The 18,353-nt window shown below is 71.8% G+C and carries 19 protein-coding genes; 12 read left to right on the forward strand and 7 right to left on the reverse strand.

All coding sequences use genetic code 11. The annotated features are described in order from the left end of the window. Positions 1–20 precede the first annotated feature (20 nt). Positions 21–1,253 (forward strand): MFS transporter, encoded by a 1,233-nt coding sequence (locus OG928_RS35840; RefSeq protein WP_331766170.1) that lies wholly within the window; start codon positions 21–23, stop codon positions 1,251–1,253. A gap of 61 nt (positions 1,254–1,314) precedes the next feature. Here OG928_RS35840 and OG928_RS35845 read toward each other — a convergent pair whose 3' ends face one another. After that, the gene (locus tag OG928_RS35845; protein ID WP_331766171.1) at positions 1,315–1,920 is read right to left on the reverse strand and encodes a TetR/AcrR family transcriptional regulator; all 606 of its coding nucleotides are present in this window, start codon (positions 1,918–1,920) and stop codon (positions 1,315–1,317) included. A gap of 95 nt (positions 1,921–2,015) precedes the next feature. On the opposite strand from OG928_RS35845, the gene OG928_RS35850 reads away from it, so the two are divergent. After that, positions 2,016–2,843: a class I SAM-dependent methyltransferase gene (locus OG928_RS35850; protein ID WP_331766172.1), complete on the forward strand. Its 828-nt coding sequence runs from the start codon at positions 2,016–2,018 to the stop codon at positions 2,841–2,843. Between the two features lie 312 nt (positions 2,844–3,155). Further along, positions 3,156–3,608, forward strand: coding sequence for a recombinase family protein (locus OG928_RS35855; RefSeq protein WP_331766173.1), 453 nt, complete (start codon positions 3,156–3,158; stop codon positions 3,606–3,608). A gap of 102 nt (positions 3,609–3,710) precedes the next feature. Here OG928_RS35855 and OG928_RS35860 read toward each other — a convergent pair whose 3' ends face one another. After that, entirely contained in the window at positions 3,711–4,817 is a 1,107-nt protein-coding gene (locus OG928_RS35860) for a glutamate--cysteine ligase (protein WP_331766174.1), read from the reverse strand. Positions 4,818–5,167: 350 nt separating this feature from the next. Then, the gene (locus tag OG928_RS35865; protein WP_331766175.1) at positions 5,168–6,157 is read right to left on the reverse strand and encodes an ArsR family transcriptional regulator; all 990 of its coding nucleotides are present in this window, start codon (positions 6,155–6,157) and stop codon (positions 5,168–5,170) included. Positions 6,158–6,213: 56 nt separating this feature from the next. On the opposite strand from OG928_RS35865, the gene OG928_RS35870 reads away from it, so the two are divergent. The 5 genes from OG928_RS35870 to OG928_RS35890 all read left to right on the forward strand — a co-directional run bounded on the left by OG928_RS35870 (position 6,214) and on the right by OG928_RS35890 (position 9,670). Then, positions 6,214–6,540 (forward strand): hypothetical protein, encoded by a 327-nt coding sequence (locus tag OG928_RS35870; RefSeq protein ID WP_331766176.1) that lies wholly within the window; start codon positions 6,214–6,216, stop codon positions 6,538–6,540. Position 6,541: 1 nt separating this feature from the next. Further along, a complete protein-coding gene (locus OG928_RS35875) occupies positions 6,542–7,744 on the forward strand; it encodes an MFS transporter (RefSeq protein ID WP_331766177.1) in 1,203 nt (400 codons plus the stop codon). 37 nt (positions 7,745–7,781) lie between these two features. After that, positions 7,782–7,913, forward strand: a complete 132-nt coding sequence (locus tag OG928_RS35880; RefSeq protein ID WP_331766178.1) for a hypothetical protein — start codon at positions 7,782–7,784, stop codon at positions 7,911–7,913. A gap of 249 nt (positions 7,914–8,162) precedes the next feature. Then, a complete protein-coding gene (locus OG928_RS35885) occupies positions 8,163–8,975 on the forward strand; it encodes an AfsR/SARP family transcriptional regulator (RefSeq protein WP_331766179.1) in 813 nt (270 codons plus the stop codon). Between the two features lie 62 nt (positions 8,976–9,037). Continuing rightward, positions 9,038–9,670 carry an NADH oxidase gene (locus tag OG928_RS35890; protein ID WP_331766180.1) on the forward strand — a complete coding sequence of 211 codons (633 nt, stop codon included), beginning with the start codon at positions 9,038–9,040 and terminating at the stop codon, positions 9,668–9,670. 34 nt (positions 9,671–9,704) lie between these two features. On the opposite strand, the gene OG928_RS35895 is transcribed toward OG928_RS35890, so the two are convergent. Both OG928_RS35895 and OG928_RS35900 read right to left on the reverse strand, forming a co-directional pair. After that, entirely contained in the window at positions 9,705–10,313 is a 609-nt protein-coding gene (locus OG928_RS35895; RefSeq protein ID WP_331766181.1) for a response regulator transcription factor, read from the reverse strand. An 83-nt stretch (positions 10,314–10,396) separates the two neighbouring features. Then, a complete protein-coding gene (locus tag OG928_RS35900; protein ID WP_331766182.1) occupies positions 10,397–11,593 on the reverse strand; it encodes a histidine kinase in 1,197 nt (398 codons plus the stop codon). A gap of 303 nt (positions 11,594–11,896) precedes the next feature. Here OG928_RS35900 and OG928_RS35905 point away from each other — a divergent pair, with 303 nt between their 5' ends. Together OG928_RS35905 and OG928_RS35910 are read left to right on the forward strand one after the other, a co-directional pair. Continuing rightward, positions 11,897–12,715 carry an ABC transporter ATP-binding protein gene (locus tag OG928_RS35905; protein WP_331766183.1) on the forward strand — a complete coding sequence of 273 codons (819 nt, stop codon included), beginning with the start codon at positions 11,897–11,899 and terminating at the stop codon, positions 12,713–12,715. Then, positions 12,712–15,369: an FtsX-like permease family protein gene (locus tag OG928_RS35910; RefSeq protein WP_331766184.1), complete on the forward strand. Its 2,658-nt coding sequence runs from the start codon at positions 12,712–12,714 to the stop codon at positions 15,367–15,369. Before OG928_RS35905 ends, OG928_RS35910 begins: the two co-directional genes overlap by 4 nt. A 131-nt stretch (positions 15,370–15,500) precedes the next feature. Here OG928_RS35910 and OG928_RS35915 read toward each other — a convergent pair whose 3' ends face one another. After that, positions 15,501–16,082 carry a TetR/AcrR family transcriptional regulator gene (locus OG928_RS35915; RefSeq protein ID WP_331766185.1) on the reverse strand — a complete coding sequence of 194 codons (582 nt, stop codon included), beginning with the start codon at positions 16,080–16,082 and terminating at the stop codon, positions 15,501–15,503. 63 nt (positions 16,083–16,145) lie between these two features. Here OG928_RS35915 and OG928_RS35920 point away from each other — a divergent pair, with 63 nt between their 5' ends. Together OG928_RS35920 and OG928_RS35925 are read left to right on the forward strand one after the other, a co-directional pair. Next, complete coding sequence (locus OG928_RS35920; RefSeq protein WP_331766186.1) at positions 16,146–16,979, forward strand: alpha/beta hydrolase; 834 nt, start codon at positions 16,146–16,148, stop codon at positions 16,977–16,979. Further along, the gene (locus tag OG928_RS35925) at positions 16,976–17,452 is read left to right on the forward strand and encodes an SRPBCC family protein (RefSeq protein ID WP_331766187.1); all 477 of its coding nucleotides are present in this window, start codon (positions 16,976–16,978) and stop codon (positions 17,450–17,452) included. Before OG928_RS35920 ends, OG928_RS35925 begins: the two co-directional genes overlap by 4 nt. 90 nt (positions 17,453–17,542) lie before the next feature. Here the strand turns inward: OG928_RS35925 and OG928_RS35930 are convergent, their stop codons facing one another. Further along, positions 17,543–18,235, reverse strand: a complete 693-nt coding sequence (locus OG928_RS35930) for a TetR/AcrR family transcriptional regulator C-terminal domain-containing protein (protein ID WP_331766188.1) — start codon at positions 18,233–18,235, stop codon at positions 17,543–17,545. Positions 18,236–18,353: the final 118 nt, after the last annotated feature.

Consider the following 18,353-nt stretch of genomic DNA (forward strand, 5'->3'; position numbering starts at 1 on the left):
AAACAATTCAGAGAGAAGAAATGGTCGCACTCGATGTACGCCCGCATTCGGCCTCGAGATCATGGCTGGGCGTTGCTGTCATCACAGCCAGTTTGTTCATCTTCGTCACTACCGAGCTGATGCCCGTCGGACTCCTTACTCCGATAGGCTCGAGCCTGAACATATCCGTGGGAATTGCCGGGCTGATGGTTACTTTGTACGGCATCTCAGCCGGGCTCGGCGTACCGTTTATCGTGGCCTGGACCAGGCGCGTCAACCGACGCGCGCTGCTGTCCGCGCTATTGGCGATATTGGCGCTGGGAAATCTGATCACCGCCGTCTCGCCGAACTATCCTCTGGTGTTGACCGCGCGGCTCGTCATGGGATTTGCCAATGGGGTGTTCTGGGCCATCGGCGTGAGCATGGCGATGCGCCTTGTTCCGGAACGCCACGCGAACAGAGCGGCCGCGATCGCATTGTCCGGAATCTCGATTGCCACGGTGGTGGGCATTCCGTTGGGCACATTCCTGGAAAGCCTCACGAGCTGGCGAACGACGTTTCTCATCTGGAGCGGACTCAGTGCGCTGGTGCTCCTCGCGGTCGCAGCCGTAATTCCGTCACTGCCATCGGAGAACGCGGTTTCGGTCCGGGAAGTCTTCGCGCTCCCGGTCAAAAACGTGCAGCTCCGTTTGGTGATGTTCACCGTCGCCCTCTACGTGCTCGGTCATTTCGGGGCGTATACGTTCGTACGACCCTTCATGGAGGAGAACTCGTCCGCCACGACCGCCTTTATCACCGGACTGCTGATCATTTACGGTGTCGGCGGCGCGGCCGGGAACTTCATCGCCGGATACACCGCGACCAAGAATCTGCGGGGTACCTTCATCGGCGCCCTCGCGGGACTCGTGGCGTCCCTGCTGTTGCTGCTGACCATCGGTGACTCGCGGGTCGGTTCGATCGTCTCCCTGGCCCTCTGGGGAGTCTCCTTCGGCGCCGTGAACCTGTGCCAGATCAACATGACACTCGCCGCCGCGCCCGACACCTTTGAAGCCGCGATGTCGATCAACACCTTGGGATACAACACATCCCTGGCGCTCGGAGCGCTCTTCGGTGGGCTGTTCGCGGATCATGTGGGTGTCACAAGCGCCGTCTGGTTCGGTGTAGCGCTGACGGCGGCTTCGCTGCTCGTCACAGTCGGCATGCGCCGGACGACCTCACGCGGCGTCCCCGATGATGCGGTGGGCACAGTGGATCGGCCTGTCCTCCAGCCCTGATCAGGCAGTGGAGGGGCATCCATGGAGACCGGTCCTCGGGTGCGGGCCCGCTGCCGGCGGTTCATCGCGGCACCGGCACCTCCCGCACGGCGCCGGCGATGACCGCGGTCACGACCTTGCGGACGGCGTCGGCCTGCGGCGGGGTGCCTTTCCGGTCGGCGAAGAGCATGTGTCCGGTCCCGATCAGCGTGGGGGCGAGCGTGTCGACGTCGGCATCCGCCGCGATGCGGCCCAGTTCGCGCTCGGTGGTGAGGTAGCCGGCGATCATGGCCGTGGCCTCGGTCAGGACCGGAATCCCGGTCGGGGTGGTCCGGCGGAGCCGGGCGCGCAGGTCGTCCCGGGAGGTGACGAGGCCGACCATCGCCACGGCGACCGACCCGAACAGGTCGGTCAGGGCGCCGGTGAGGTGGTCGGCGACGGCGCCGGTCCCGGCGCGGTCGCGCAGGGCGGCGGCCTGGGTGTCGATCCGGGCGACGCGGTCCAGTACGAGTTCGGCGAGGAAGGCGTCGAAGTCGGCGAAGTGCCGGTGCAGGACGCCCTTGGCGCAGCCTGCCTCGGTGGTGACCGCTCGGCTGGTCAGCGCGCTGGGCCCATCTCGGAGCAGGATCCGCTCGGCGGCCTCGAACAGTTGCTCTCGCGGGTCGCGGATGGCTGTTCCCGTGGGCACTGTACGTCCTCTCCTTCTGCGTCCGGCCTGCCGTCGGGCCGGCCGCCCGGTCGTTCGGATTGACGAGTGGGCAAGCGCCCATTCATAGTGGGCACATGCCCACTATACCGCCGGAGCGAGCACCTCTTTCCCGATCCGAGCCTCATCGCCACCGACAGGTGGCCGAGTCGTTCGGCTCGGACGCCGAACGCTACGACCGGGCTCGGCCCTCCTACCCCCAAGCCATGGTGGAGCGGATCGCGGCCGCCTGCCCCGGCACCGACGTACTGGACGTCGGCTGTGGAACCGGCATCGTGGCCCGGCAGTTCGCGGCGGCCGGCTGCCGGGTGTTGGGCGTCGACGTCGACGCGCGGATGGCCGACCTGGCGCGACAGCGCGGACTCGCGGTCGAGGTGGCCGCGTTCGAGGCCTGGGACCCGGCCGGCCGCGAGTTCGACGCGGTCGTCGCCGGGCAGACCTGGCATTGGGTGGACCCGGTCGCCGGAGCGGCCAAAGCGGCACGGACGCTGCGACCCGGTGGCCTGCTGGCCGTGTTCTGGAACGCGGGCCAACCCTCGCCCGAACTGGCGGAGTCCTTCGCCGAGGTCTATCGCCGAGTGATGCCCGACTCGCTTGCGGCCCGCCAATGGACGACACCGGCCGTGGACGGGTATTCGGCGCTGTGCACCAGGGCGGCCGACGGCATACGGGAGGTGGGCGCGTTCGGCGCCCCGGAGCAGTGGCGATTCGACTGGGAACGCGCCTACACCCGGGACGAGTGGTTGGACCAGTTGCCCACCACCGGCGGCCACACCCGGCTCCCGCCGGCCGAACTCGAAGAGGTGCTGGCGGGCATCGGCGCCGCCGTCGACTCCGTGGGGGGCCGCTTCACGATGCGCTACGCCACGGTGGCGGTCACCGCGACGCGCGGGGATGCCGCCTGACTCGAATCCGAGTCGGGGCCACCGGGCCCGGTCGGCGCCGTACGGAGTCGGCCGGGACCGGAGCGACCGTTCCGCCGGTGTCCGGTGTCCGGTATCCGGTAAACGTGGCGACGCACCCAAGTAACAAGATTGGTGTAGACCTTTCAAGGATTCGGGTGTTCACTGGCAGGGCGATCCGGGGGCTCGAACTCGAGCGGAGTTGCGCGAACGCGCGCCGTACACGGGATTCGGGGCGTCACGTCAGCGCAGCGGGCCGGCCTCAACCGATGCCATGACTTGCGGCGAGCCGTAGCCCACAGGGAGTGACACGGAATGAGATCCACCGCGCATCGCCGGCACCCGGCGACCGCCGTGTACCTGCGCTGCTATCCCTTCGACCGGCAGGCAATGGCATCGCATCGCGGAGCCCTCGAGGAGTACGCCGTCTCCCTCGGCCTGCCCATCCCCGTGGTCCACCTGGACAACGGCGTCTCCTCCCGGATGAACAAGCCCCTCCTGGAATCCCTGCTCGCGCGGGCGGCGGACGGCTTCTTCCAGACGGTCCTGGTGCCGGGCCTGTGGGTCTTCGCTCTCGACGACGCCCGCGCCGCCGCCGTGGCCGACGGGTTTCGGCAGGTGGGGGCACGCGTCGTCGAACTCCCCGGCCGCCGGTACCGCCGCGCCGGGCACCCGCCTCGCTCCGGAACCGACCGGCCTACGCACGGCTCCTTCACGCGGCTCTCGATCCCCAGCCCGCACCGTCCTCCCTGCACCAATTCGCTGTGATCCTCTGTTCGAGCGCCGGCGACCCGGGGCGGATCGCGCGCCGGTCCCGGGGGCCGATGTCGCCGACGCGCGAGCGTCGAACCACCGGTTCCGCCCGGGACGTCACCGTCGATCCGGCGCGGCGCCCCGCGCCGTGAGCAGGTCCAGGAGCGCGTCTCTGCCGCCACGGCGCAGCGCGTCGCGTTGCCGGTCCGCTCCCGTACCCTCCCGGAGCAGTCGGTGCACCAGCCCGTTCACCTGTCGGACGTCCCCCGCGTCCTCCAACGCCGGGGTGAGGTATTCGATCAGTCGGCCGACGAGGTCCCCGGCCTTGAGCCGTCTCGGGGCGTACGGGTCGATCAGCACGTCGTCCAGGCCGTGCCGCGCGGCGTGCCAATGGGCCGCCGCCACGAATTCGGGAGCGGGCTCGTACGCGGGAGCGCCCGTCGCCTCGTCCCGCAGGACGGTTGCCACCAGTGCCCGGACGATGGCGGCGAGCATCACCGCGTCGTCGGCCCGCAGCTGGACGTCCATGGCACGTACCTCGACGGTCGGGTATCGGTCGGACAGGCGGGCGTGCCAGTAGACGCGGGCATGGTCACGCAGGACGCCCGCGGCCAGCAGGTCGTTCACGCGGCGGTCGTAGTCGGCGACATCGGCGAACGCCGGCGGGACGCCACTGATCGACCAGCGGCTGAAGGTGATGGTGCGCCAGCTCGCGAAACCGGTGTCGCGGCCGTCCCACAGCGGAGAGTTCGCCGACATGGCCACCAGGAGCGGCAGCCAGGGGCGCAGCCGATTGAGCACGACCACCCCGGCTTCGCGATCCGGGACCCCCACGTGAACGTGCATGCCGTTGATCAGTTGCTCGTCGACCAGGCGCGGGGCGTCCGAGTGCAGCGACCGGTACCGGACGTTGTCGGTGACCTCCACCGGGGTTCGGGACACGAACGGGGCCGTACCAGAGGCGGCGATGCGACAACCGGCCTGCTCGGCCGCCGCGGACACCGCGTGCCGTAGCCGCAGCAGGTGCCCGCCGACTTCGTCGAGGGTCTCGCATACGGGGGTCGCCACCTCGACCTGGACCCGCAACAGCTCGGGTTGGACCTCTCCGTCGGTCACGGCCGTTTGCAGATCCGCGGCCGCCCGAACCGCCTCGGCCGCCGGCACCGGGAGGCCGTCGACGGGATCCACGAGCAGATATTCCTCCTCGACACCGAGCGTGATCACGTCGCGCCACCCGGCGCGGCGTCGCCGACGTCCACCGATGGACGAAGGCGCGCACGGGGGACCGTGTGCGCCGCCGACCCCGCTCCCGAACCCACCATCGCCGACTCCTTCGCATGCGCCTGCCGCCGAGGTCCGGGCCGCCGCCCTGGTCTCCGGACGCTCCCGCCGTGGACGCGCGGACCGGACGCCCTCGTTGGCCCGCTACCCGGGTCCCGGCCGGGCATGCCCGATTCGCGGGGCGATGATCGCGCGTGGAGAACGGCGCGAACACCTTCCGTCCGGAGCGTCCGGACCGTCCGGAGCTTCCGGAGTGTCGGCGTACCGGCGCCGTGCCGGCTTCCCCGGGGAGGTCATGTCGGCCGACGCCGGCCGGTCAGTTGGTCGCCGAGCGGACTGCGGCGGTACAGGACCTTGCGTCCGTCGCGTGCCCGGGTGACGAGGCCCGTGGCGTACAGCACGCTCAGATGCTGGGACACGGCGCTCGAAGTGACCCGTAGGCGGCGGGCGAGCTCGACCGTGGGCAGCGGCTCGTCGAGGAGGCTGAGCAGTCTCACCTTGGGCGCGCCCAGCAGGGACACGAGAGCGGGCGCGTCGGCGGTGGGCGCGCGAACCCAGAGCGTCGCCACCCCGCGGCTGGGGTACGCCAGCATCGGCGGTTCCTCCGGGCTGACCGGGGGCGCGGGCTTGTGGGCGAATACGGACGGTACGAGTAGCAGGCCCCGACCGGACGCCGAGACGTGGTGCTCGCCGATCATCTTGTCGATGTGCAGCACGCCGTTTTGCCAGCGCAGATTCGGGTGCATGTCGGCGAACAGCAGGCGGGCGCCTCCCATGGCCAGTTGCCGCGCGCGGTAGGTCATGTCGGCCTCCAGCAGCAGTCGCATCTGCGGCCACATCGGCTTGATGGCCACCTCCCAGTACTGCCGCAGGAGTTCGCAGATGGCATCGCGGAGTCCGATGACGGGCGCGTCGTCGGCGGCGGTGGCGTCGAGCAGCGCCTCGGGAAGCGGGTCCGGGGCGTGCGTGGCCGGCAGATCGCGGCGGACCAGTGCGGGGGAGGTCCGGCGGACGGCGGCCAGTTCCTCTTCGAAGGCCGGGGCGAAGCTCGCGGGCCGCGGGGTCAGAAAGTCGGGAAGGGTGCGCCTCACCGCGACCAACGACATCAGCAGGTCGGTGTCGAGTGCATCGAGTCTGCCGAGCACGGACCTGCGCCACGGGAGGTGCAGCGCGGATAGGCCCGGCTCGCGCAGCACCCGCAGGCTCAACACGGTCTCGTGCAGGGGTGAGAGGGCGAACCGCGTGTCCGCGAGGTCCTCGACCCCGAGCCCGAAGCTGATCATCAAGCCATACGCTACATCGATTGGCAGCCGGGCACGGGTGCCGTGGACTCCCACACATGACACACGCAACTCACGCACGGCGCGTGGCGATCGCGACCGGAGCGGTACGGGGCACCGGTATCGCCATGGCCACCGGCGGCGGCACCGGCAGCGGCAGCGGCAGCGCCATGGCCACGGAACTCGCCCGAGACGGCTCGCCGGTCGGAGGAGCGATCGGGCCGGACGAGGCGGACCGCGCCGCCGCCGTGGAAGCCGGCCCGAGCAACGGCAACGGCAACGGCAACGGAGCGGCAGCGGTCGCCGCCGACGAGACGACCGCGACCAGGACCACGACCACGACCGCCGCCGTCCAGGTCACGCCGCCACATGGGCCGGTGGGTTGAGATGAGCCGCCGGTTGGTGCTGCTCCTTGCTCTGACCTGCGCCGTCGGCGTGGGCAACATCTATTTCCCGCAGGCGATCAGCCCGCTGATCGCCGCCGGACTGCACGAATCGCCCGACTCCGCCTCCCTGGTGGTCACCGCGACCCAGATCGGCTACACGGCCGGGATCTTCCTGCTGGTACCGCTCGGCGACCGGCTCCCCCACCGCCCGTTCCTCGTCACCTTGCTCGCCCTCGCCGGCGTCGGCCTGCTGGCCGCGGGCTGCGCGCCGGCCCTGCCGGCCCTCGTCGCCGCCGGCGCCTTCGTCGGCGTCACCACCGTGGCCGCCCAACTCGTCGCCCCGCTGGCGGCCGGGCTGGTGGCCGCCGACCGCCGCGGAGCGGTGATGGGCACCCTGCTGAGCGGCTCGATCGGCGGCATGCTGCTGGCCCGCACCTTCAGCGGAACGCTCGGCGAATGGCTGGGGTGGCGCGCCCCCTACCTGGTGGCCGCGGTCGTGGTCCTGCTTCTGGCGACCGTCCTGGCCCACGCCCTGCCGGTCGGCACCCCGTCCTCGCGTCAGCCGTACCGGGCACTCCTGGCCGAGCCCCTGCGCCTGCTCCGCGGCGAGCCGGAACTGCGCCGCTCCTGCCTCTACCAGGCGACGGTCTTCGCCGGGTTCTCGGCCGTCTGGACCTGCCTGACGTTCCTGCTCACCGGCCCGGCCTACGGTCTGGGCGCCCAGGCGGTGGGGATGCTCGCCCTGGTCGGCGCGGCGACCATGGTCTGCACCCCGTTCGCCGGACGCCTGGTGGACCGCATAGGACCCGACCCGGTGAACCTGGTCTGCATGCTCGGGGTCCTCGGCTCGGCCGCGGTCCTCGCCGTGGGCGCCCGGGGCGGCGCGCTCGGTCTGGCCGCCCTGGTCCTCGGCACGCTGCTGCTCGACATCGCGATGCAGTGCGGCATGGTCGCCAACCAGGCCCGGGTGTTCGCCCTGCGTGCCGACGCCCGCAGCCGGCTCAACACCGCCTACATGACCTGCGCCTACCTGGGCGGCAGCGGAGGTTCCTGGGTCGGGGTACGCGTCTACGGGCAGGCCGGTTGGCGGGGCGTGTGCGCGCTCGTGGCGTTTCTCGCCGCGCTCGCCCTGGCCCGCCACGTCGTGGCGCTGTACGGCCGAACGCCCCGGTGCGACGAGAGCCCGGCCACAAGCCGGCATTGACCTCGTCGACCGCGGCCGCGGTGCCGGGCGGGCTGGGTTGGGCTGGGCCGCCAACGTCCACAGCTATCCCGATCCGGACTGGGTGGCACTGTTCGTCGGCAACTACACCCTCACCGACCTGCGCCCACTCATCGAACTGCCGGACAAGCTCATCACCGGCCGCACATAACGACAAACTCGCAGCCGGACAAGCCCCCGACCCACCACCCGTCCCCGGTGCCTGGCACGGCACCTGGACCTTCCAGCCGCCGGCCCGACGCCTTCGCGAACAGGGCCACCAGGCGTACCCCCTGACCCTGACCGGATGTGAATTTCTCATGTCTCGGTGGTGGCGGGTTCATGTTGCTACTCGTGATCGTCTCTCTGTCGGGGGGCGCGGGGGCGTGACAGGGTCGGCGGGGTCTGGGAGGAGGTTGTGATGGAGTGTTTGGAGATCGGGCTGCTGGGCCCGCTGACGGTCACGGTCGGCGGGGTTTCGGTGGTCCCGCGGGCAGCGCAACAGCGGAGGCTGCTGGCACTGTTGGTGGTCAACCTCGGGCGTGAGGTGGGGATGGCCGCCATCGAGGAGGAGCTGTGGGCGGGGCGGCCGCCGAGTCGGCCGGCGGCCACGGTGCAGACGTACGTGAAGGAGATCCGGCAGCGGATCGCCGCCGCGGCGGCACAGTCGCCGCGGGAGTGCGATCCCAAGGCGCTCCTGAGCCGGGGCCACAACGGGTATCGCCTCGGGGAGCCGGAAGCCCGACTGGACGCACGGGTGTTCGAGGCGGCGGTGCGCGACGCGAGTCACGCGCACGCGAGCGGCGACGACGCCCGGGCGGCGTGCCTGCTGTCCGCGGGCCTGGCGCTGTGGCGCGGACGCGCGTTGGAGGACGTGCGCTGCGGCGGCGCGCTGGGGGCCGAGGCGATGCGGCTCGAGGAGTTGCGGCTCGCGGCGCTCGAGGCGCGGATCGACGCCGACCTGCGGCTGGGTCGCCACCATGGGCTGGTGAGCGAACTCACCGCGCTGACCCGCCTGTACCCGTTGCAGGAGAACGTGCACGGCCAGCTGATCCTGGCCCTGCACCGCAGCGGCCGCCCGTCGCACGCGCTGGAGGTGTTCCGGCGGTTGCGCGCGACGTTCGTGCGGGAGTTGGGCATCGAGCCCTCCCGGCGGCTTCAGGACCTGCACCGTTCGGTGCTGGCCGCGGACGCGCTCCTGGACGCGCCGATGCCGGCCGTCGCGGCGCTCTGACCCGGGGCGCCGCCCGGCGCGGCCTGCCCCCGGCTCGCACGTTCGGCAACGAGAGGTACGACATGTGGCGCATCGCCGCCGACGCCCCCACCTTCCATCTGTGGTCGCTGTCCGAGGACGTGCTCCTGCACCGCGGCTCGAACCAGGAGCAACTCGTGCTCACCAGCCGCTGGGGGGTCGATCGCCTCGACCGACCCCACCCGGCGGTGTACGAGGCGCTGCGCCGCATGGACCTGGGCCCCGTGCTCCTGGCCAACGCCGCCGACACCCGGCCGGGCCCGGATTCGCCGCCGGCCGGTGAGGTCCAGCCCGTCGTCCGCGCCGCGCTGCGCGGGCTGTCGCACCTGGTGGTGCGCACGCTCGGGGTGGACGACCTGCGCGGTCCGCTGTTGTCGGTGGTCCCGACCGCGCCCCAGGCGTCGTTCTCCCTGGTCCGGCTGCCGGCGCGGCAGGCCGTACGGGTGCCCGGCCACGTCACGCTGACCGTGCTGGACTCCGGCCTCGTCGTCGAGAACGCGCAGTCCCCGTACCGGGTCGTGCTGCATCGGCCCGAAGCCGCCCTGGTGGTGGCGCTGTTGGCCTGGCCGGCCACGCCGGACGCCGCTTCGCCGGCCCTGCGGCTGCCGCCGCGGGTCACGGCGGACATCATCGACTACCTGGCGGCGGCCGGGATGGCCACCCGGGCGAACGGCTGAGCCACCGCGACCGCCGTGACCGCCGTGACGATGACTAGACCAGCCAGTCGTACTCCCGCGCGATGCGGATCGCGTCGACTCGGCCGCGCGCGTTCAGCTTGGCGACCACGCTCGTCAGGTAGTTGCGGACCGTCCCCGTGGTCAGGTGCAGCAAGGCCGCGATCTCGGTGGCCTCGTGGCCTTCCGAGGCCAGCCGCAGCACCGCGGTCTCACGCTCGGTCAGCGGATTCTCCACGCCGCTCCACGCGGCCAGCGCCAACTTGGCGTCGATGACCCGGTGCCCGGCGTGCACCCGGCGGACGGCGTCGGCCAGTTCGTCGGGCGAGTCGTCCTTGAGCAGGAAACCGGACACCTGCGCGGTCAGCGCGCGGCGCAGGGTGCCCGGGCGGCCGAGGCTGGTGAGGATCAGCGTCTTGCAGCCCGGCATCTCCGCGTGCAGCCGCGCGGCGGCGCTGAGGCCGTCCAGTCCGGGCAGGTCGATGTCGATCAGAGCGACGTCGGGCCGGGTCTCGGCCGCGGCCGCGAGGATCTCGTCGCCGCGGGCGAGTTGGCTGACCACCTCGAAGTCGTCCTCGAGTTCCAGCAGGGCGACCAACGCGCCGCGCACCATGTGCATGTCTTCGGCCAGCAGGATGCGGATCACTGTCGGCGAGCCCCCGTTCGTGCTGCTTCGCCCTTGTCTGCCGCGAGCGTAACAACGCCGTCGAGGCGCATCGCGCCCACCCCTCAGGCGACCGAGCGACGGTTTGTCGGCGCGTCGCCGTCCGGATCGGCCGCGGGTTGGTCAATCCCGTGGGTCGTCCGATCCCCGGCCTCCGGCACGACGTCGGCGTGCGTGTCCGCGTCCGCATCGCCCGGTGGTGCCTCCGCGACGAGCCGAAACGTGTCGCCGGCTCCGCGTTGCCAGGCCAACGTGCCGCCGACCGCGCTCAGTCGGGCCGCGAGGCTGCCCAACCCGCCGCCCCCGTGCGGGGATTCGTCCCGATACTCCGCGGCCACGCCGTCGTTGGTCACGGTCAGGCGTACGAGCCGCCCGTCCCGGACCGCCGCGATCGAGCACCGCGACGCCCGGCTGTGCCGCAGCACGTTGGTGACCGCCTCGCGCAACACCGTCGCGAGCACGGTGTCCACCCGGGAACCGACCGCGCCGGCCGTGAACTCGGCGCGCACCTCCATGCCGGCCGCGCCCAGCGTGGTCCGGGCCGAGCGGATCTCCTCCTCCAGGGACATGTCGCGGTATGCGCTCGCGACCGCGCGGACGTCCGCGAGCGCCTGCCGCGAGATGGCCAGCACGTCCTGGGTCTCGGCGACGGCCCGGTCCGGCTGCTTGGCGATCAGCCGCCGGATCAGCTCGCTCTTGAGCGTGATGGCCGACAGGCTGTACCCCAGCAGGTCGTGCAAGTCACGGGCGAACCGCAGCCGTTCGCGCGTGACCGCCATGCGCCCGAGCTCCTCGCGGGACTCGTGCAGGGCGCGGACGACGTCCGCGAGCCGAGTGAGGCCGAACGTCACGACGCCGGTGAGCAGGGTCGTCTGCACCACGTACACCTTGAACACGAGCGTCGTGTCGTTCAGGATCGCCGGGGGCAGCATGCTCGCGCCGATCAGCGCGTACAGCGGCCAGGCCCAGCGTGGCGGCAGGAGCAGCAGGATCGAACCGGCGAGGAACCCCGCCATCGCCCCCCAGTACATGGAGAACACGGCGAGTGGCAGGTACGTGAGCGCCGCCTGGGCGCCGAGCGTCAGGCACTTGCGGCGCGCCGAGGCCGCGCCCGCACCCGCTGAGGAGTGCACGAGCTGGAGCGCGTAGATCCCGGCCATACACAGCAGCGCGGCGGCGACCCGGCCCGACGAGCCGCCCGCGTTCAGGATGTTGAGGACGGTGACGCCGAAGTAGCACAGCAACGCGGCATTCAGGATCACCCGGGCCATCCGCGGCGCCGGGAACCCAGCGATGTCGCCGAGGCCGCCATCCGCGCTCGACCGGCCGTCGAACGGCTCCGACCCCGTCCCCCGTTCCGCCCCCGGTTCCGTCCCCGGTTCGTCCTGCTGTGTCGTCGACGCGTTCAAGTGCTGCCTTCCGGTGTGCGACGCCCTTCCCCGCACGACCTCCCCGAAGGCACGGCCTTGCGTCCGGGAGCATAGACGAGAGGGCTCAGCGCCACCTCAGCGCGACCTCAGCACGGCCTCAGCACGGCCTCAGCACGGCCCGGAAGCATTCCGATCATGATCGGGAAACAGGACTCGCAGGTCCTCGAAGCGGACGTCGTACGGCTCGAGCACGTACGCAAGACCCACGGCACGGCCAAGCACGAAGTGGTCGCACTCGACGACGTCACCGTCGGACTGCGGCGGGGCAGTTTCACCGCGGTGATGGGGCCCTCCGGTTCGGGCAAGAGCACCTTCCTGCAGTGCGCGGCGGGCCTGGACCGGCCGACCTCGGGATCGGTACACCTGGACGGCCGGGACCTCGGCGCGCTCGGCGAACGTCGACTCACCAGACTCCGGCGCGAGCGGATCGGCTTCGTCTTCCAGGCCTTCAACCTGCTTCCCGCGCTGACCGTGACCGACAACGTCACGCTGCCGCTGCGACTGGCCGGACGCCGGGCCGACAAGGACGAGGTCACGGCGGTCCTCGAACGCGTCGGCCTGGCCGAGCGGCGACACAGCCGCCCCGGCGAACTGTCCGGCGGCCAGCAACAGCGCGTCGCCATCGCCCGCGCGCTGATCGCCAAACCTGCGGTGATCTTCGGCGACGAGCCGACCGGAGCACTCGACACCCGCACCGCGCACGACGTCCTGACCCTGCTGCGCGAGGCCGTGGCGCACTCCGGCCAGACCATCGTGATGGTCACCCACGACCCGGAGGCCGCCGCGCACGCCGACCGCGTCCTGTTCCTGCGCGACGGCCGATTCGTGGACACGCTGGAGCGCCCCCGAGCGGCCGAGATCGCCGCCCGCATGACCACGCTCGGCAACGCGCAGGCCGGGCCCGCCGCCGGCCTCGCGGCCACCGCGAACGCACGAGCCGAGGCAAGCCGATGATCAAGGTCGCGCTCACCAACCTGCGTTTCCACAAGGGCGGCTTCATCGCGTCCTTCATCGCCCTGTTCCTCGGCGCCACCATCGTGATGGGCTGCGGAACCCTGCTGGAGACCGGCATCCACGCCGCCGCCCCGCCGCAACGCCTGGCCGCCGCACCCATCGTCGTCACCGGCGACCAGCGCTACCCCGACAGCGAAAAGGAGTTGGTGTTCCCCGAGCGCATCCGCCTGGACACCGCGCTGGCCGCCGACATCGCCGCGGTGCCCGGGGTCGCGGGAGCGGTCGCGGACGTGTCCTTTTCCGGCGCGCTGGCCCGCGACCGGGCCCGCACCGCCGAGGCCGCGGGCGGCGCGGCGCCCGCCGTGCACGTGACCGGGCACGGCTGGTCGTCCGCACGGCTCGCGCCGATCCACCTCAGCGCGGGCGAACCACCCTCCACGCGGGAGCAGATCGTCATCGGCGCGCGGCTGGCCGAGCGCACCGGCCTGCGCCCGGGGGATCGGATCGAACTCCTCGTACACGGAGGACTCGGCCGATACGCGGTCTCCGGCGTGGCCACCGGCCCCGGCGACGACACCACCATCCTCCTGTCCGACGCCGAGGCCGCCCGGGTCACCGACCGGCTCACCGGCCGCGCCGGACGGCTCGACTCCATCGGCGTACTCCTGACGCCCGGCGCCGACACCGGCCGAGTCGCCAAGGACATCCGCACGTTGGTCCGCCACCGGCCGATCGTCGTGCTGACCGGCGACGAGCGCGGCCGCGCCGAGGACCCCGGCGTCATCGCCGACGCGGGCGACCTGATCCCCCTCGCGGCGGCCTTCGGCGGGCTGTCGGCGATGGTCACCGTGTTCGTCGTGGCCGGCACGCTCGGCCTGTCCATTCGGCAACGACAGCGGGAAATGGCCCTGTTGCGGGCCATCGGCGCCACCCCGGGCCGAGTCCGCCGGATGATCCTCGGCGAGACCACCGTGCTCGCCGTCGCGGCCACCGCACTCGCCTGGTACCCGGGCCCGCACCTGGGCCGATGGCTGCTCGGCGCGTTCGCCGACGCCGGAGTCGTGCCCGACACGATCGCGTTCCGCGCCGGATCCGTACCCCTGATCGTCGGCGCCGGCACCGCCCTGATCGCGGCACTGGCCGCGGCCTTCGTCGCGGCGAGCACTGCCGCGCGCACCCGACCGACCGAGGCCCTCGCCGAGGCCTCCCTCCAGCGCCGGCCCTTCAGCCGGGTCCGGCTCGTACTCGGCCTCGTCTGCCTCGCGGGCGGCCTCCTGCTGGCCCGGGGTACCGCGGGATCGGACGGCCCCGACGCCGCGGGCGTGGCGACCCCCGCGGTGATGGTGTGGGCGGCCGGCTTCGGACTCCTCGGCCCGCCGCTGTCCCGTGCCATCACGGCCGCGCTGCGCCGACCCCTGGGCGCGGTGTCGGGCCTCGCGGGCGAACTCGCCGCGCACAACACCCGGGCGCGCGCCGCCCGCGTGGCGGCCGCGGTCATGCCGATCATGCTCGCCACGGGTCTGGCGCTGAGCCTGATCTACATGCACTCCACGGAATCCGAAGGCGCACGGCGGGACTTCGATGCCAACGTCCGCGCCGACCTGGTCGTGACCTCGGACGCCGGAGGCTTCCCCGTCGAACTCGTGGACCGGGTCGCGAAGCGCCCCGGCGTCGCGGCGGCCACCGCGCAGATCACCAGCGTCGGGTACATCCAGGCCACCGGATCCGGACCGGTCACCGCGCCCGCCGTCACCGGCGGCAGCGGCGGCAACGGCAACGAAGGCGCCGGTGGCGGGGAGGCGAAGGCGGGGCAAGCAAAGGCGGGGCAGCCGACCGAAGTCCCCCTGCACGGCGTCACACCCGAGGGGCTGGACCGTACGACGGCCTTCCGAGCCGTATCCGGCGACCTCGCCGCCCTGCGCGGCGACACCGTCGCGCTGCCCGAGCGCTACACCGACGGACGCGCGATCGGCGACCCTGTCCCCTTGCGTCTCGGCGACGGAACCCACGTCGTCCTGACCCTGGTCGCCACGCTCGACGCTCGTCCCGGTTACGAGACCGCGCTCGTACCCGCCTCCCTCCTCCTCGCACACACCGACGCCGGGCTGGTCCCGCGGATACTGGTGAGCTCCGCGCCCGGCGCCGATCGCGCCGAACTCGCCGCCTCCATCGCCGCGTTGGCCCAGGAGCATCCCGGGCTGCGTACGGCCGGCCGCGAGGCACTCGAGGAAGCACGGGCGGAGCAGGACGAGACCCAGACGACGATGGCCTACCTACTGCTCGGCGTGGTGGTCGGCTACGCGACCATCTCGCTGGTGAACACCCAGATTCTGGCCACCGCCGAACGCCGCCGGGAGTTCGCGCTGCTGCGCCTCGTCGGCGCCACCCGGCGGCAGGTGCTCCGGATGACGGCCGCCGAGGCCCTGCTCGTCGCGGGGGCCGGAACCGTGTTGGGCGTCCTGGTCGCGGCGCTCACACTGGTCCCGGTCGGCCTGAGCGTGCTCGACTCGCTGCTGCCGGGCGGCTCCCCGTGGACCCTCGTCACGGTGGTCGCCGCCGCGTCCGCACTGACCCTGGCCTCCGGCCTCCTCGCCACAGCCGCGGCCCTGCGCACCCGCCCGGGCACCGTGATGGCGGCAACGGCCCGAGAGTGAACGCCGCCGTGTCACCACTGCCCCGCCGCCCCTTCGGTCCGCGACCGCGGCGCGAAGGGGCGGCGGGGCAGGAGCCCCGGCCGCGAGGCCGTCTGCCACCAGCGCGGGCGGACTTCCCTTGAGCGCGGCGCTCACGAGGCTCCGTTGAGGACGACGTTCACGGTGCGTGCCACGAAGTCCTCCTCCACGGGGAGTTGGCGGAAGACGATCCGGAACCAGGCGGCGCCCGCCAGCAAGTCCACCAAGAGCATCGGGTCGGCGTCGGGCGCGAGTTCGCCGCGGGCGACGGCGCGGTCGAAGACCGGTTGCTCGCGGGCCAGCCGGTCGGCGAAGAAGTCTCGGGCGTGGTCGGCCAGTTCGGGGCTGTGGGTGACCGCGCCCAGGGCGGCGGTCGCGATGTCGGCCGTGGGTGGGGTGGTGAGCAGGGTCAGCATCCCCGCCAGCAGGGCTTCCAGATCGCCCTGGAGGCTGCCGGTGTCGGGCAGGGCGAAGTCGAGGCGGCGAGCGCCGGTGAGCGCGGCTCCCAACAGGGCTCCCTTGGACGGCCACCAGCGGTAGATCGTGGTCTTGTTGACCCCGGAGCGCTCGGCGACTCCCTCGATGGTCAATCCCTCGTAGCCGTTGTCCGCGAGCAGATCCAGGGTGGCGTCGAAGATCTCCTGGGATTTGCGCGGACCGTCGTTGCGTCGCGCTCCGCGCTGCTCGTTGCTCATGGGTGGAGACTAACATTCAGTACAACGCTACGTTGCGTTGCATTTGGTGTTAGCGTGGCGAGCATGAAGCCCAGAGACCCCGGACTGCCCATCGTCTTCGTGCACGGCATCCGCGTCAGCGGCACGATGTGGCGTCCCGTGATGGAAGTCGTCGGCGACCGCCACCGCGTGGTCGCACCCGATCTGCCCGGCCACGGTCGGCGGCGCGGCGAGCCGTTCACCATGCCCGCCGCCGTGGACACGGTCGCCGAGGCCATCGACGGACTCGGCGGGCGGGCGCTGGTCGTCGGGCTGTCCCTGGGCGGCTACGTCGGCATCGCCACCGCCGGTCGCCACCCGGACCGGGTCGCCGGACTGGTGGCCATCGGCTGCACCGCGCTGCCCCGTGGGGTGCTCGCCGGCGCCGCCCGTGGGCCGGCCGGCCTGGCGGCCAGGTACCCCGAGGCGGGAAATCGCCTCAGTGCATGGGCATTTCGCCGCGCGCTGCCCGAACCCGTGGCCGAGGCGGTGCTGTCGGGCGGCCTGGCGTGCGAGGTCGTACCGAGCGCCATGGAGGCCGTCGTCGGCATGGATCCTCCGGCCTCGCTCGCCGCCTACCCGGGCCCGGTATGGCTCGTGAACGGCGCCCGTGACCCCTTCCGCAGCAACGAACGCGCGTTCCTGCGCGCCTGCCGCGACGGCCGTCTCTCGCTGTGGCCCGGCCGTGGCCACATCACCGGCTTGGCCGACACGGGCGCCCTCGCTCGCACGGTCCTCGATGCCGCCACAGTCGCCGGTGCCGCCGGCGTCGCCCCTGCCGCCCCTGCCGCGCCAATCGCCCCGGCCGCGCCGGTCGCCGGTGTCGCGGGGGCATCCGAGCCGCACGCACTCCCGATACCGGTTCCGGTGGGCCGATGAACGATCGAATCTGGGACATCGAGGAATCCCTGACCGTTCCTCTCCCCCCGGCCTCCGTCTACGCGGTCATCGCGGACGTCCGACGGATGAAGGACTGGAGTCCGGAGGTCATTCTGGTCCGGGTCCGGCCCGACGGTCGCCGCTTCGTCGGCTTCAACCGGAAGGGGGCGTGGATCTGGTTCACCACCTGCCGGATCGTCATCGCCGACCCCGGCCGGGAGTTCGCCTTCGACGTGACCTCCTTCGGCCTGCCGATCGCGCGCTGGGGGTACCGCCTGTCGCCCGCGGAGGACGGGACGCTGGTCACCGAGTACTGGAGCGATCTGCGTCGGAGCGGATGGCGTCGCCGGATCGCCGAGGCGCTCGGACTGGTCTTCACCGGAACCCCGCCCGCCCGGCGCGCCGCACACAACCGCGACGGCATGCGCATCACGCTGCACCGGCTGCGGGACGCGTGTGGAGCAACCGACTGACCACCCGGACGAACACCGGGCGAGCACCACGACGCGGTCGCAGCCTCGCGCCCAGGGGGAAACCCGGTAGCCGACCCGGCAGCTTCGCGGTCAGTGCTCGGTGGAGGTCCATCCCTGTCGGTGAAGTCTCTCGAATCCGTCCAGGAGGAGATCCAGCGCGAACTCGAACTCGAACTGGTCGTCGCAACCCGGGCCGACGGCGGACTCCGCGTCGTGTGCCCTCGCCATCGCCATTTCCGTGATGTAGGGGTACTTGTCCGCCATCTCGTGGGAAACGGCCGGCGGCGTTTCCGCGTCGGAGCTTGCCGAGTCGTCGAACAACTCCTGGGTGAAGCCCATCATTCGGCTGCCCAGGGCATGCATCACGTGATGGGTGAGGTCGACGGAGAAGCCGCCGTCCCGGAACATCCCGATCATCGAGTCCATGTACTCGAGCACGACCGGTGTCGGGGTGGTTCGCGACTCGATCACCTGGGACGCCCAGCGGTGACGTCGGAGCGTTCGTCGGGCCGAGAGGATCCGCTGCCGGACCGCGCTCTTCCAGTCGGATCCGCGGACCGGGGGATCGACCTCGCCGACGACGACATCCACCATGCCGTCCAGGAGTTGTTCCTTGTTGGCCACGTGCTTGTAGAGCGCCATCGGCACGACGCCCAACTGCTGCGCGAGCTTGCGCATGCTCAGCGACTCGATCCCGATCTCGTCGGCGAGCGCGACGGCGGCGCGTAGCACCCGATCCCTGCTCAGGGGGACCCGGCGCGCGCTCTCCACCTGCTGAGCCATCTCGACAATCTCCCTCGCGACCCATCGCCGACCGGCATCCGCTCTTGACGAGTGTACGGCGTACGCCTAACGTGATCGACAGGTGTACGGCGTACACCTTTGCCTGCGGTGTCGAGCG

The organism is Embleya sp. NBC_00896 (genome assembly GCF_045207785.1).
Taxonomy (GTDB): domain Bacteria; phylum Actinomycetota; class Actinomycetes; order Streptomycetales; family Streptomycetaceae; genus Embleya.